The 14,106-nt window shown below is 72.0% G+C and carries 13 protein-coding genes; 7 read left to right on the top strand and 6 right to left on the bottom strand.

The features are described from left to right. Both BM048_RS16850 and BM048_RS16845 read right to left on the bottom strand, forming a co-directional pair. A partial coding sequence (locus BM048_RS16850) for a DNA methyltransferase (RefSeq protein ID WP_217644277.1) occupies nt 1-1,005 on the bottom strand: 1,005 nt, incomplete at its 3' end. Between the two features lie 2 nt (nt 1,006-1,007). Beyond that, nucleotides 1,008-3,743 (bottom strand): DEAD/DEAH box helicase family protein, encoded by a 2,736-nt coding sequence (locus BM048_RS16845; protein ID WP_175499610.1) that lies wholly within the window; start codon nt 3,741-3,743, stop codon nt 1,008-1,010. Between the two features lie 181 nt (nt 3,744-3,924). Here BM048_RS16845 and BM048_RS16840 point away from each other — a divergent pair, with 181 nt between their 5' ends. After that, nucleotides 3,925-5,121, top strand: a complete 1,197-nt coding sequence (locus BM048_RS16840; protein WP_090034980.1) for a competence protein CoiA family protein — start codon at nt 3,925-3,927, stop codon at nt 5,119-5,121. Here the strand turns inward: BM048_RS16840 and BM048_RS16835 are convergent. Together BM048_RS16835 and BM048_RS16830 are read right to left on the bottom strand one after the other, a co-directional pair. Next, on the bottom strand, nt 5,118-5,825 hold the full coding sequence (locus tag BM048_RS16835; RefSeq protein ID WP_090034977.1) for a YfbU family protein: 708 nt from the start codon (nt 5,823-5,825) through the stop codon (nt 5,118-5,120). The genes BM048_RS16840 and BM048_RS16835 overlap by 4 nt on opposite strands. Nucleotides 5,826-6,168: 343 nt before the next feature. Further along, the gene (locus BM048_RS16830) at nt 6,169-6,396 is read right to left on the bottom strand and encodes a hypothetical protein (RefSeq protein WP_090034973.1); all 228 of its coding nucleotides are present in this window, start codon (nt 6,394-6,396) and stop codon (nt 6,169-6,171) included. Nucleotides 6,397-6,562: 166 nt separating this feature from the next. Here BM048_RS16830 and BM048_RS16825 point away from each other — a divergent pair, with 166 nt between their 5' ends. The 6 genes from BM048_RS16825 to BM048_RS16800 all read left to right on the top strand — a co-directional run bounded on the left by BM048_RS16825 (nt 6,563) and on the right by BM048_RS16800 (nt 11,660). Next, on the top strand, nt 6,563-7,003 hold the full coding sequence (locus tag BM048_RS16825; protein ID WP_090034991.1) for an HD domain-containing protein: 441 nt from the start codon (nt 6,563-6,565) through the stop codon (nt 7,001-7,003). Then, entirely contained in the window at nt 7,003-7,803 is an 801-nt protein-coding gene (locus BM048_RS16820; RefSeq protein WP_090034969.1) for a RelA/SpoT domain-containing protein, read from the top strand. Before BM048_RS16825 ends, BM048_RS16820 begins: the two co-directional genes overlap by 1 nt. Before the next feature lie 49 nt (nt 7,804-7,852). Beyond that, on the top strand, nt 7,853-8,407 hold the full coding sequence (locus BM048_RS16815; protein WP_090034966.1) for a hypothetical protein: 555 nt from the start codon (nt 7,853-7,855) through the stop codon (nt 8,405-8,407). A 2-nt stretch (nt 8,408-8,409) separates the two neighbouring features. Then, on the top strand, nt 8,410-9,297 hold the full coding sequence (locus tag BM048_RS16810) for a hypothetical protein (RefSeq protein WP_090034963.1): 888 nt from the start codon (nt 8,410-8,412) through the stop codon (nt 9,295-9,297). Nucleotides 9,298-9,609: 312 nt separating this feature from the next. Next, the gene (locus BM048_RS16805; protein ID WP_090034960.1) at nt 9,610-10,749 is read left to right on the top strand and encodes a type IV toxin-antitoxin system AbiEi family antitoxin domain-containing protein; all 1,140 of its coding nucleotides are present in this window, start codon (nt 9,610-9,612) and stop codon (nt 10,747-10,749) included. After that, complete coding sequence (locus tag BM048_RS16800; RefSeq protein ID WP_239078852.1) at nt 10,746-11,660, top strand: nucleotidyl transferase AbiEii/AbiGii toxin family protein; 915 nt, start codon at nt 10,746-10,748, stop codon at nt 11,658-11,660. Before BM048_RS16805 ends, BM048_RS16800 begins: the two co-directional genes overlap by 4 nt. Nucleotides 11,661-11,680: 20 nt before the next feature. On the opposite strand, the gene BM048_RS16795 is transcribed toward BM048_RS16800, so the two are convergent. Next, nucleotides 11,681-12,934, bottom strand: a complete 1,254-nt coding sequence (locus tag BM048_RS16795) for an AlbA family DNA-binding domain-containing protein (RefSeq protein ID WP_090034957.1) — start codon at nt 12,932-12,934, stop codon at nt 11,681-11,683. Nucleotides 12,935-13,148: 214 nt separating this feature from the next. Next, nucleotides 13,149-14,078: a hypothetical protein gene (locus BM048_RS16790; protein WP_139224524.1), complete on the bottom strand. Its 930-nt coding sequence runs from the start codon at nt 14,076-14,078 to the stop codon at nt 13,149-13,151. Between the last annotated feature and the right edge of the window lie 28 nt (nt 14,079-14,106).

Below are 14,106 nucleotides of genomic sequence, written 5' to 3'. Positions count from 1 at the left end.
CCCCGCGGACACCAGGCGCGATCCGTCCTCGCTGACGAAGACCGGGTAGAAGAGGTTGGGTCGATCGACGCGACGTGCGTTGGTGCCGGCACGCAGGAGCTCTGCCCAGCGCAGTGTCTCCGCTCGAGGGTCACGGACCACTTTCCAGTCGCTCGTCAGTGCGGCCGGTTGCGGTGCTGCGTCGCCGAACAAGACGAAGTAGACGTACTCGTCAGTGCGCGCGAACGCCTTGGAGCGGGTCGCGCCCTTCGGATTGATGATGCTGCTGACCATCTGGATGCGCGCCTCGGGGAACGTCTGCTCAAGCAGCAAACCAAGGCGCAGGTACTCCTTCTCGTCGATGGTGACGATCAGGACGGAGTCCGCGGGGTTGAGCAGTCGCTTGGCCAGCAGGAGGCGGCGCTCGATGAAACTGAGCCACTTGGAGTGGCGGTAGGGGTCCGCGTCGTCGACGTAGTCGTTGTTGTACTTCCAGTCGCGGGCGCCGGTGTTGTACGGCGGGTCGATGTAGATGGCGTCGACCTGGCCTTCGTGGGCGAACAGCAGCGCCTCGAGCGCGTGGTAGTTCTCGGCGTTGATGACGGTGTGGAACGGCTTACCGCCGTCGTCGCCGTCCGCGCCGCCCCCACGCAGGACACGGCCGGTGGACACCAGGCCCGGGTAGATGGGGTCCCCGAACTCGCGCGTGGCGACCAGGCGTCCTCTGCCGACCTGCCGGGTCTCCCCGTTGCCGTCGCGCAGCCGGGCGTGCGTCGCTGCGACGTCGGTCACCGTCCAGACGCCGGAGCCGTCGATGTCAGCAGGGTCGTCGGAGCCGTCTGCGATGACCTGGACCTTCTCCCCCTCCCGAATCGCGAACCCGGGGAGGACGACCGATTCGGGCAGGTGGCGGTCGAACACCAGGCCCAGGCGCCGGCTCTTGGTGACCTTGTCGTACTCGGCGCGCAGCGCCGTGCGCAGCTGCGGGTCCTTGATGGAGTCGATGAGGTTGTCGATGTGCGCCACGGTCAGTACCCCGTCCCGTGCGCGCGGAAGAGCTCGCGGGAGTCGGTGCCGTCGAAAGCCGTGATGGCGTCGCGGATCAGCGGGTCCTTGTGGTTGAGCAGGAGGTAGTGCTCGTCGACGAGCGCGACGGACTGGATGCGGTGGTAGGCGTCGGCGTGGGTGGCGGCGTAGGCGGCGAGCCCCTTGAGCTTGTCGACGGCGTCGGCGAGGTGAGTGCCGTGCGGGTCGACGAGCGAGGCGACTAGCCGGCCGGCGACCTGGTCGACGAAGACGAAGTCCGGAGCCAGCCCGTTGATGCCGCCGGCGGTCGTGTACGGGATCTGCAGCGAGTGCCGGCCGGTCGACGGGTTGCGGTACCAGGCGACGGCGCCGGCGGTCAGCTCGGTGCGCAGCACGTGCTCCTCCCAGCCCTGCAGCTCGGTGCGGTACAGCCCGTCGGCGTCCGACAGGATGTGCCGCTCCCACGCCGTGCCGGCGGAGCTCTCGGTCTTGTTGCTGGGCAGGGTGATCGTGGTCAGGAGGGGCCGGTCCGACTCGCGCTTGATGCGGTCGAACCGCTCCTGCTCAGGTGCCGGCAACCGGGTGATCGCGCCGCCGTAGTCCTTGAACCACTGCTCGACGATGTGCGAGGCGCGGTTCTTCAGCGCAGTCGGCAGGCTGGGATCGCCAGCCAGGGCGATGGTGGTCAGCTGCGCCTGGCGGATCTGGTCGTCGCGGTCGGCCAGACGCTTGACGTAGGCGTTGGCCAGCCCTTGCGGGAGCAGCGCCTCGGCGCGCTTCATCAGGATCTGCACGCCGCGGGCGTCCAGCACGAGCTCGGAGCTGGTGTCGGTACTGACCGACGTCGGATTGGCGAAGCCCACGGTGCGCTCGAAGAGCCGGGTGACGCCGGCGCCGCGTACGAGCTCGTCGAGCTCGCCCGACTCCTCGAGCACCGTCCGGCGCTCGTCGACCACTGACAGCAGCGCCGCCCGGGCCTTGATCGGCGCCTTCGCGTCGATCGTCACGCCGTCGTGCTCGCCGGCAAGCAGGATCGCCATCTGGGTGAGCCGGTCGATGGGCGAGCGCAACGTGCGCCGCGGGATCGTGTAGGACGGAAGCGCGGCGATCACGTCGAACACCGACGTCGACGCTGCGGCGCTGAGGTCGTGTACCGGGGTCGCGTCGGCCGCGAACAGCCCTCCGGCCTCGATCGGCTCGTCGCTGCCCGCGCTCGTCGAACTTGACGCTGCCGGCTGTGCGACCTCGATCGGTGAGGCGGAGGGCGCGCTCGTCTCGTCGACCGACGCCAGGTCGAAGTCGTCTGACGCCGGAGCCACGGCCGAGGTGGTTCGAGGCGCGGCGTCGTGGGCGGGCGCGGGTGCCGGGGCGAGGTTGGGGTTCCGTCCGAGCTCGACGGCGTCGACGATGACGGCGGTGCCGCTCGCGAGGGTCTCGTCGTCGCCGACGCGGAACCGTTCGGCGATCGCCTCGACGGCGGCCTTGTCGAACTTCGGCAGGATGCAGTGGACGGCGTTGAGGTCCTGGTCGGTGTCGATGCGCCGCGCGAGGGGGGTGCGCACCATGCGGCCCATCACCTGCGTGATGAGGTCGAGGTCGCGGGCCACGCGGAACGAGAGCAGGACCTCGGCGCGCGGGCAGTCCCACCCGGTCGTGATGGCCGTCTTGCACAGCACGACCCGGATCTCGGTGCGGTCCTGGATGTCCTCCGGCGGGCACCAGGGGATCTCGTAGCCGCCTGCGCTCACCGCGGCGTGGTCGGCGAACGTGTGCACGACGGCCTCGGGGCCGATGCCGGGCCACTCTTCGAGCACCGTGCTGATCAGCGTGCCGAGCTCGGCCGGCGTCGGCTTGTCGGCCACCTGGATGACGAGCGCAGGATGGACGGTCGGCTCACCGGTCGCCGCGGTGTACGCGGCCCACTTCTGGTCGTACAGCCGCACGCGCTGGACGGCGAACCGGACGAGCGCCGACTCGGCGGCGTCGACTCCCTGGGTGTGGCCCAGGACGATCTGCTCCTTGAGGAGCCCCGAGGCGCGCACGTCCTCGATGCGCACGGTGTGCTGCTTCGTCGTCCGCCCGGCCTCGGCCATCGCGCCGAGGAACCGCCGCGGTGTCGCGGAGATGCCCCACACGACGGGCGCCGCGGGGCGACCGGTCGCGCCGCCGCCGATGATCTGGCTGACGATCGTCTCCCGGTTGCGGCCGGACGCAGCGGCCGTCGTGGTGCCCCGGTGGGCCTCGTCGACCACGACGACGAAGCCGTGCGGGCGCTGGACGATCGTGTTCGCGATCGTCTCCCACAGCGAGTAGGTGCGTCCGTCGACGCGCGACCTCGACAGCGTCGCGGTGGCGCTCAGCTTCTGGATGTTGAGGAAGTAGACCCGCCCGGGAGCGAAGACCTCCTCGTCGAAGTCGCTCTCGATGATCGTCAACCGGTTGAGCTTGATGTCCGAGGACGAGTCGAGCATCTTCTGCAGCGTCTGCCGGTTCAGCGACGGGTCGTCGGTGACCCACAGGAACGTCGCATCCTCGACACCCGGGGTCGCCTCGTCCCCGTCCAGAGACGCCTCGATGACCCCGGTCGCGATGACGGTCTTTCCCGCGCCGGTCGGTGCGGCGAGCACGACGGCGGCTCGCTCGTCGGGATCCTCGTCATGGTCGCGGGTTGCGCGGATGAGGTGCTTGGAGAGCGCCGCGACGGCGGCCTCCTGGTAGTCGAACAGCTCGTACTTCACACCCGCTCCCTCACCGGCCCGCCGCCGGCCGAGCCTATCCGCGCGGCGGCGGCGCTCACGCCGCCACCAGCGGCCGGCCACGGCCCGGCCTCCGCCATGTGGGTGAACCCGGGGCGGTGCGAGCGGGCGAACCGGGACGAAGCGCCCGGAGACTGTCGGACCTCGGCACTAGACGACGTGCATGGCCTCGAGCGACCTTCGGCACGCCGTCACGGACGGCCCCACCGGCACGGCGGGCGTCGTCGCGCCGCCGGCCCACGACGCGGCCGCGCGACTACGGGCTGAGCACCGGACGTTCTGGTGCACCACGCAGGCCGGCGGCTGCGGCGGGATCCTCGACCTGCACGTCGGCAAGGTCCGGATCCCGCACTTTCAGCACCGCCGCGACGCCTCGGCCTGCGCGCTGACCACGCGAGACGCAGGGCCGTCGTACGCGCACCTGGCCTACCAGCGGGAGCTCGCAGCGTGGTTGGCCGACCAGGGCTACCAGGCGACGATCGAGCACCGCTTCAACGACGCCGGCCGCGCCGACCTGCACGTGCTCGTCGAGGGCGTCGCCCACACGCTCGAGGTGCAGCTGACCGACATCGGCGCGCACGCATGGAAGGACCGCGACGCCCGCTACCGGGCGCACGTTGACCAGGTGACCTGGCTGCACGGCCCGTCGTCGACGACGACCGCGACGACCGAGCGCGTGGGCCGGGACTACGCGCTGAGGATCGGCCGCGACGCCGACAGCGGGGTCCTGCTCGGCGTCGACGTCACCGGCGACGACGCCGCCACGGCATGGGCCCCCCTCGGCCAGTGCACGATCACGCCGACCGGGGTCTGGACCCCGCACCTCGAGACCGCTCTGCGCGAGTTGGCAGAAGCCCGAGCCGAGGAGGCCCGACGTCGTGCCGCGGAGGAGGAAGAGCGCGCGCGCCGCGCGGCGCAGGAGGCGGCGCGGCGCGCCGAGCTCGAGCGCGAGCAGCAGGAGGCGCGCGCGCGCCGCGCGGCCGACCTCGCATCGCAGGCCGCCCACAGCGCGCCGGTGACGGCGGCTGCGCACGTCGTGCCGCCGCCGGGCATGCGCACCACCGCGGACTGGCGCCGGCTTCACCCGGACCTGCCTCTGTGGGGCCCTGACCACCCCGGGTGGGCCTGGCTGCGCGAGTACCCCGTCGAGCACCACGAAGCAGGGATGTACCTCGCCATCACGGTGGTCCGCCTGTACTCGCGCGGGGGCTACTCGATGCTCGCCAACCCCGACCTGCCCGCCGAGGTGACCCAGGCGATGGTCGAGGACATGACCGCGGTCGGCTGGCTGCGCGAGGACACCCGTGGCGCGCGCGAGCCGATGTGGGTCCGCGGTGAGCGCGCGCCGGCGGGGTACTAGGCGGCGGCGATCGCGCGTAGCTCGTCCAGCGAGAGGTCCCGCAGGTCGAACGTCCGCGCCGCCTGGCTCCAGATGGGGCGGAAGACGTCCAGCTGCCGCTGGTACCGGCCGAGCATCTGCCCGTGGGAGTTGCCGCGGCTGTGCTCGTCGTCGAAGAAGGGCGCGAGCGCCTCCCACTTCCCGCCGTCGATGAGGTAGCGGGCGTAGGACAGCAGCGTGCTCTCGACCGCGTGGTTCGCGTCGAAGCCCTGGAACTCCAGCCGGCGCAGCTCGGTCTCCGTGAGCTGGTCGCGCTCGTCCGCGGCCAGCCGGCGGACGCTGGACCTGACGATGCGGAACATGTCGAGGATGTCCCACACGAGCTCGCAGTCCCGGCGCGGCATCTCCCGGGTGTAGCCCGCGAACTCCTTGCCGTACTCGGCGGTGTACCCGCTGATGAGCGCCTCGATCGCGCGCTCGTGGTGGCCGGGCGGGTAGTCGTCGTCGCCGATCTTGGCGAGCACGCGGTGCATGAGGACGAGCGCGTGACGCTGCTCGAGGGCGAGCGTGCGGGGAGGCGCCGCGTCGAGGCGGTCGTCGCCGCCGCCGTGCTGTGCCTCGATGTAGCCGCGGACGAGGTCGCTGACGGTGACGCCGCGGGCGCGCGCGACGGCGTCGAGCTCGTCGCGCACGCGCTCGTCCACGCGGAGAGTGATGGTGGCCATGGTCTTCCCTTCTGTCTCCACAAGCGTACTACCGTCTTACACACGTAAGACAGTAGGACAGACTGGATGGCCCGCCGGCGCGGCGGTGCGGCTCCTACAGGGACGGTGTGCCCGTGCCACCGGGTGATGTCGCGGCACCCTTCCGCGCAGTGAGCTGCGCACGTAGGGCAGACCCACACGACGTGGTGTCGCCCCGGGCCGCAGGTGCACGTGACGAAGCGCTGCGCCGGTCGGCCAGGGCCGCTCTCGGTCCAGCGATGGCCGTCAGGGCACGAGGCCGGCGGGATGCGCGCCCAGCCATGACGGGTGTGGCGCCACTTCGACCAGTCGATCTCGTCGGCGCTCATCGCGGGTGCACCCGGTCGGCGGGGATCCAGGCGAGCCACTGCCTGCTGGGGTCGACCGTCTGCTGCACGCACACCCAGCCCGGGGCCTTCGCGACCGCGAGCACGGGGAGCGTGATGGTGGAGCCGTCGTAGAGGTCCGAGCGGACGACGGCCGCGCGCACCGGCGTGATCGGCTCCTGCCCCTGAGGCTCGCCGTGATTGACCAGCCACCGCGCGTAGTGCATCGAACAAATGTACGACTGGCGCGGGGGGCCTCGCCGTGCCGCGACGCACGAACGGGTGGTCCCCCGCGCGCACCTGTCACATCGGCGCCTGCGGCAGCGGTTACCGCGTGCAGAGGGCGGCGATAGCCTGACGTCAGGAAACGAGCAGATAGGACGGATGGGCAAGATGGATCTGGTGACCAGAGCGCGCGAGATCGCCACGGCCGCGCACCGCGGGCAGGTCGACAAGGCCGGCGCGCCGTACATCGAGCACCCGAAGCGGGTCGCCGCGCACGCCGCGGCCGCCGGCGGAGACGCGCGCGTGCTTGCGGCCGCGTGGCTGCACGACGTCGTCGAGGACACCGCCACCACGCCCAACGACCTGCGCGCCGCCGGCTTCCCGGAGGAGGTCGTGGCCGCGGTCGTCGCGGTCACCAAGGTCGCCGGCGAGCCCACCGAGGCCTACTTCGCACGCGTGAACGCCGACCCGCTCGCCGTCGCGGTCAAGAGAGCAGACCTCGCCGACAACACCGACCCCCGGCGTCTGGCCCTGCTCGAGGACACGACCCGCGCGCGCCTCGAGGCCAAGTACGCGCGCGCGCGCCAGCTGCTGGCGGCCGCGCGCTGATGTGCCAGTCGTGCGCCGAGGGCGGACGTCGCTGCCGGGACCGTCGCCAGCTCGAAGGGCTCACCGTCGACGAGCTGCGCCCGGGCCAGAGCGAGGACCGGCCCGACGTCGTCTGGCCGAACGAGCCGGCACCCAGCACGCTGTGGGACAAGTATCCGACCGCCGTCGCCGGCGAGGCCGTGGCCACGATCCTCGAGGCCTGCGCCGAGGAGTCCGGCATCACCAGCGACCACCTCCAGGTCGTGCCCCCGGGCGCGCGCATGCACGCGCTCGAGTTCCGCGTGAAGAGCCCCTCGTCGCTGGCCCGCAAGATCCTGTCGCGACTGCGCCGAGACCGCGTCGTCGTCGGCGAGGGCACTGCCCGGGACGTGGCCGGCCGGTTGACCGACGTCGTCCGCTACACCGCCGTGTGCGTCGACCACGAGGACCTCCCCGCGACGGCGCGCTCCATGGTGACTGCGCTGGGCACCCGCTCGTACACGGTCGTCGAGGCCGAGCACTCCTATGTCGACGGCAACCCCTACAAAGGTCTGCACCTGCTGGTGGCCTCCCCCGGCGGCCGCGTCTTCGAGCTGCAGATCCACTCCGAGCTCAGCCAGAGCGTGAAGGACACCCTGCACGTCGACTACGAGATCGAGCGCGACATGGACCTGGCCTGGGAGGAGCGCGCCGCCGCACGTGAACGGATGGAGAAGCTGTCGGCGAGCGTGCCCACGCCGGCTGGCCTCGACGAGCTCACCACGCTCGGCGACGTGCCGGTCCGGGCGCGCACGTACCCCAACGCTTACGCGACTTCGTAGCCGCTGGTAACCTGGAGGTGTAAGGAAAAGTGTCGATAGGACGAAGGGGGTGGGTCCGATGGCCACGCAGTTCTTCCGCGTCCTGAACGCACTGGGCCAGACCAACGCGCCCGCGGCGTGGACCGACGACCACCGCATGTTCGTCTGGGTCCCGAACACCCGCAGCTGGCACCGCTCGCGCGAGCTCGAGACCGACTACCTCATCGACCGCGAGCTCACGTACGAGCCGCTCCCCTCCGATGACGTGCCGCCCGCGATGGCGGCCGCGAAGCGGATCGACGAGCGCTCCGCCGGCTGGCTGATCGAGGAGTACCGCAACCAGCCTCCGGCCGACCGGCGCACCAGCTCCGACCTCGGGCTGCGGATCGCGGGCGAGCGAGCCACGACCGCCAGGGTGCTCATCGAGCGTCTGGCCTCGACGTCCGGCTGGGTGGTCGTCAAGACCTACCCCAGCGGCGGCCGTGCCGCCGAGCGCTCCGCGGCCTCGCTGGCCAGCGACATCCGTCGCGGCCAGCGCAAGGCGCTGTCCAAGCTCGGCCAGCTGGACGCGCGCGTCACACCATCGGGCGCAGACCTCGTCGTCGAGGCCCGACGCCTGCCCTGACCGTGCAGAGCGCCGTCGACCCCGCCACCGGGCGCACCTGGTCGGCAGAGCTCTACGCCCGCACCGCGCCAGCCCACCGGCCCGTGACGCTCGAGTGCGACGGTGCCGGCGCCGACGGCCCGTGCCGCGCCGTCACGTTCTTCCGCCGCGCCTCGGTCGACGGCCGGCGGCCCTGCTTCTTCAGCCGCGACCACGTCACGGACTGCACCTCCGGGTCGATCGCCACCGACGACGCCGACGCAGGGCCGGCGCGCCCGACGGCCGCGATCGCCAGCCGGGTGCGCTGGGTGGCGATCAACCTCGACCCGCCGGCGCCGAGCCGGGGGCCGGACGGGCGCCGGCGCACGACCGAGGACCCGTCGCAGCCGTCCGCCCCGCGGCACGACGTCACCGCCGGCACCTCGACGAGCGAGGCGACCCTGCGGCCGCGGTTGCGCGCCGTCCTGGCCACTCTCCAAGGCGACGGGTACCCGCCCGGCGCCGTGGTCCGCCTGGACGGCTTCCCGCAGCTGCCGGTCGAGCGCTTCTTCGTCCGCCTCGAGCACGTCGACGCCGCGGCGATGAGCGGCCTGAGCCGCGGCTACTACGGGCACGTCCGAAGCGTGCGCGTCGACCCGGACGACGGCAGCTGGCTCGTGCGCGCGCACGACAGCGACATCTCCGTCGTTGTCAGCGCACGCGCGTTGAGCGGCTCACGCCTGAGCGGCACGGACCCAGCCACGCTCGTCGACGGGCCGCTCCTCGCGCTGGGGCACCCGCGCCCGTCGCAGCGCTCCCCGGGGCGGTTCTACGTCAAGGTCGCCGACCCGACGCTCCTGGAGATCCAGGCGCCGGCTCGACCAGGCGCAGGTGCCGGCGCAACGACGGCGCCCGCGAGTCCTCGCGTGTAGCCAGCACCTCGAGGATGAGCGCGGCTGTGGTCTCGGGTAGGTCCGCCGGCGCGTAACGCAGCGCGGTCCGCGGGCTCACGCCCATCTGCTCGCTGACCTGCTCGATCCGGTGGTTGAGCACCGCGTCGACCTCCTCGCTGCGCACGTGCGCGCTGTGTTCCTCGAGGAGTCGCGCGACACGGTCGGCCAGCGCGGCGAACGCCAGCGTGCGACGCGTCAGGGCCATCGGTGGAGCGTCCCATACGGGCCGAAGGAGGACCGCTCGCCACAACGCTGCTGGGATTGTCACACTCAGGGCGTTACATTTGCAGCATGCGCACCTCTGACCTCGCGACGCTCACCGAGCTCGCAGCTGGGCAGTGGGGGCTGGTGACCGCCGCCCAGGCGCAGGAGGTTGGGGTCTCCCGCATGCAGCTGGCCCGCCTGGTCGACGCCGGCATCCTCGATCGGGTCGCGCACGGCGTGTACGCCACCCCGGCGGTCCTGGGCGATGAGCTGCTCGGGCTGCGGACGGCGTGGGTCGCGCTGCAGCCGCGACGTGCCGTAGCCGATCGCCTGGCGGACCCGATCGACGCCGGCGTCGTCTCGCATGCCTCCGCCGCGCAGCTGCATGGCCTCGGCGACCTGCTCGCCGACGAGCACGAGCTCACCCTGCCGACCCGCTACCAGTCCACCCGTCCCGGCGTGCGAGTGCACCGCGCGGCCCTGGCGCCGGATGACGTCACCGTGGTCGCGGGTCTGCCCGTCACCACGGCGGCGCGTACGGTCGCCGACCTGCTGAGCGCCGGCCACGACCTCGAGCACGTCGGCCAGGTGGCGGCCGACGCCGTGCGCAAGGGATCGGCCGACGGTCGCGCGCTCGTGCGGGCGCTCGAGCCGGTCGCGCGACGCCACGAGTCCCGCGACGCCGCCGCGCTGACGACCCGGCTGCTGCAGGCCGGGGGTTTGGCCCCACGTGAGCTCGGGGACCGCCTGGTCGGTTCCGACGCCGGCGTCGACCTGGTCGCCCGCTCCCTGAACGACCGTCTCGCCCTGTCCCCCGAGAGCGTCAAGCTCGTCGAGGACCTCGCCACGCTCGTGAGCGCCGCGGCGATCAGCCCTGAGCTGCGCGCCGGCCTGGCCAACATGGCCGAGCGGACCCGCGCGATGGTCGCGCCGGTCAACGAGACCATCGCCCGCACGGTGCTGCCCAGCGTCAACGCCGCGCGTGCCCGGATCGCGGCCGCGCTGCCGAGCCTGGAGACCCGCGAGCGGATGGCGACCTGGTTCGAGGACCCGGAGAACCAGGCGGCCCTGCAGCAGCTCCTCCTCGCGCTGCAGACCGCTGCTCAGACCACGGCCGCGGCTGCGGCTGCCAGCGACGACGTCGACGAGCACGACGAAGAGCACGTCGACGAGCACGACGAAGAGCACGACGACGAGCACGACGACGACGATGAGGATCGGCTGTGAACGTGACCGGGTACCGCGACGGCATCGCGATGTGGCGCGCCATCAGCGATCGCGCACGCGCGGCGTCCAAGGCGACAGGGCGCCCGACGAACGAGCTCGTCCGCCGGTTCGTCTACGACCGCTTCCTCGCCCGCGTGTTCGCCGACCCCGGCTCCCCCTGGGTGCTCAAGGGCGGCACCGCCGTGCTCGCGCGCGTGAACGATGCCCGGCACAGCAAGGACGTCGACCTCCTGCGCAGCCTCGGCAACATCGACGACGCGCTCGAGGCGCTGCGCGCGGCCGTGGCCGTCGACCTCGCCGACCACTTCCGGTTCGTGGTCGGCACCGCGCGTCCCGTCGGCGGCGCCGGCCAGCAGCCCGACGTCGCGGGCTACCGGGTGCAGATCGAGGCCTACTGCGGCACGCGTCGCTGTGAGGTCTTCGGGGTCGACCTGGTCACCGGCTCGCTGATGACCACCGAGCCGGAGGTCGTGCGCTCGAGCCTGCCGCTGGAGCTGCCAGGTCTGCAGGCACCGACGGTGCGGGCCTACCCCGTCGTCGACCACATCGCCGACAAGCTCGCCGCCACCGAGACCGTCTACGCCGACGGCGCCCGCTCCAGTCGCCCCCGCGACCTCGTCGACCTCGTCGTGTTCGCCCGCACCCAGACCGTCGACGGCGAGGAGCTACACAACGCGATCGTCGCCGAGCGCCTGCACCGCCGGCTGCCGGCCACCCAGACCTTCACCGTCCCGCCGGCCTGGGCGACCACCTACCCGCCGCTGGCCGCCAAGACGCCCCACTGCGACGGGCTCCACGACCTCGCGTCAGCGGTCAGCCTCGTCGCGGCGTTCCTCGAGCCGGCCCTGACCGGCGCGGCCACAGGTCACCGCTGGAACCCGGCCGACCAGAGCTGGAGCTCGCTCAACTGACACCAGGCAGGTGCCGCGGCTCAGCGGCGGCTGGCGCCCCCGGCGAAGCTGCGCGGGTCGGTGTAGGGCAGGTACTGCGAGGTCACGCCGAGCCCACGCAGGAGCGGCTCCAGGAGCCGGCCCACGACGTCGGGCGTCTGGCTCACGAGCTCACCCGTGGTCGCGGTGACGACGCGCACGAACTCCGCCCGCGGGTACCCGGCGAAGCGGCGCCCCATCCTGTCGTCCATGGCGGCGGTCGCCGGCACGCCGTACAGCCGATCTACCCGGACCCCGAGCCGCCACGGACCGCCGTAGGAGAACCGCTCGCTCGACAGATGACCGGTGATCTCGGCGAGGCAGTGCGTGAGCTCGAGGATGTGCCCGGCGTCGACGAACTGCTGCGAGGGCCGCTCACCGTTGAAGTCCGAGGGGTCGGTCGTCCCGCCGCTGGACGTCATGGCGATCTGGCCGTCGTCGGCGACGAGCCCCCGCAGCGCGTACAGGTCCTGCTTCAACTGCTCGGTCGGCGGGAAGGACGTTGCGGCCAGGCCGTCGGGGTCCGCTCGCTGGTACGTCAGCGACTCGATGGTCGGGATGAACTGGGGCCTGAACCGCACGGCCGAGGTGACCATCTGGAGCAAGGTCTCGTGGTGACCGGCGGCCGGTTGTGCGTGAACAGGAGCGAGAGGCTCGGCGAGGAGGTAGACGTGGCCCTTCCGCCGGGTGAGTGCAGGAATCTCGAAGTCCTCCGCCATCGCACGCAGCCGGGTCTCGAACCCGGCCGTCTGCGCCTGACGGGCCGTCATCAGCCGCCGGACCTCCGGGTCGGACAGGCGCCGCTTGCCAGTCGCACCGCGGGCCCAGTACGCACCGTCGACCATGTGCGGTGCGTCCGGTGACGCAGGCACCCCCACCAGCAGGACGCCACGCTCGTCGTCGTCCGGGTGGTCCACCCGGACGATCGTCACGCTCAGGGGCGGGGTGATCTGCCCGCCCGCGACCTGGTCGATCCGGGTCTCCAGACCCTGCAACCGGGCACCGACGACGTCGCCGGCCTTGCGGTCGGCGTCGGCGACGCCGATCACGAGCAGCCCGCCGTCGACGGACAGCGACGCGAGGTCCTTCGCGAGCTCGAGGTTGGCCGACTTGCTCGAGGCGGGCACGTCCTGCTTGAGCTCGACCCACTGCGTCTCGTCGAGCACCCCCGCCTGCGCAGCGGAGACGACTTCGTCCCAGGAGGTCAGCGGCACGGGCCGTCGTGTGGGGCCCAGGTAGAACGACTCGGTGATCACGACGTCATCGTGCCGTAGAGGTCTGTCACCCCGGCGATGGGCTCGACCCTGACGGGCCCGCGCTCAAGCAACGACGCCGGCGCGCCGAGGAATCAACAGAACGGCTGTCCCCTCGGGTCATGCTGTTCCCGCGCCCCGGTGTGGGCCTCGGCGCCCCCCTGCAGTCGGGGGCCCACACCGGGGCCACCCCTCTTGGCTGTGGCCAAGCCATCGGTCATGGGTGCTGCGCAAAGGCCTCGCGTGGGAGCCCGGCCCACCCCTCCGGCGTCTGCTCGTAGCACCAGGTGCACTCCGACCAGTGCCAGATGTACGGGTCCTCCGCATGCAGGCGTCGCCGGACGGCCACAGCCGGCGCCTTCGCCACCGATGACCACCACCGCACCCCTGGCATGAGCTCTGCGCCCGCCCGGTACAGCCGCGTGCCGATCCCGAGCCCGACGAAGCACTCCCACGGTCCCGGGTCCGGCTCATCCACCAGCGAGGCGACCTTGTACGTTCGCGCGTTCGTGGCACCGAAGACGCCGATGCGGCCGGGCACGGGCACGCGATCGGCCCAGAAGTGCTGGCGCAGCCCGCTCGCCCGATGCTGTACGACGCACTGGTCGTCACCCACCCAGGTGAGCATCTCCTCGTCCGACGCGATCCGGGCGAGTGCCTCGACGGTGTCGACGCTGTAAGCGCGGATCGCAGCCTCGTCGAGCAACTCGGCAAGCGCGGGTAACTGCGTGACGAAGACGTCCTTGCGGTGTGTCGTCATCCCCTGGAACCCACCAGCAGCAGCCGGTGTGGTCCGCTCCAGGCTCGAGCGCGCCGCCGCGACGACTCGGTCGAGCTCGTCGAGGACCTCCGGGTGGAACGTGTTGCGGTGCGAGTGCTGACGCGCCTGGGACACCGCGCGCCCGATCAACGCAGCCACGATGGTGCGCCGCAGCTCTGGGTCATCAATCTGTGCCGAGACCCTCGCGAGGTCGTCCTCAGTTCGTCGCAGCGCTCGGCGCAGGTCGAGCTGCTCCGCGAGCTGCCACCAGCGCACCGTCTGCGCCCGCCGCTGCAGCGAGCCCAGCTCCTTCAGGACGTCGGCATGCCGAACCAGGTCGTCGACGTAGTTCGCGCGGCGCCGCTCCTCCTCATCCCACAGCCTCACCTCCCGCACTGTGCCACGGCTCTCGAGG

Source organism: Cellulomonas marina, from assembly GCF_900111925.1.
Taxonomy (GTDB): domain Bacteria; phylum Actinomycetota; class Actinomycetes; order Actinomycetales; family Cellulomonadaceae; genus Cellulomonas; species Cellulomonas marina.
Note: the sequence above shows the minus strand (reverse complement) of the source record. Positions and strands in the feature narration are given on the sequence as shown.

Coding starts and splice junctions, on each gene's coding strand:
- BM048_RS16840 (WP_090034980.1), top strand. CDS start 3,925: ATGGCCTCGAGCGACCTTCGGCACGCCGTCACGGACGGCCCCACCGGC.
- BM048_RS16835 (WP_090034977.1), bottom strand. CDS start 5,825: ATGGCCACCATCACTCTCCGCGTGGACGAGCGCGTGCGCGACGAGCTC.
- BM048_RS16830 (WP_090034973.1), bottom strand. CDS start 6,396: ATGCACTACGCGCGGTGGCTGGTCAATCACGGCGAGCCTCAGGGGCAG.
- BM048_RS16825 (WP_090034991.1), top strand. CDS start 6,563: ATGGATCTGGTGACCAGAGCGCGCGAGATCGCCACGGCCGCGCACCGC.
- BM048_RS16820 (WP_090034969.1), top strand. CDS start 7,003: ATGTGCCAGTCGTGCGCCGAGGGCGGACGTCGCTGCCGGGACCGTCGC.
- BM048_RS16805 (WP_090034960.1), top strand. CDS start 9,610: ATGCGCACCTCTGACCTCGCGACGCTCACCGAGCTCGCAGCTGGGCAG.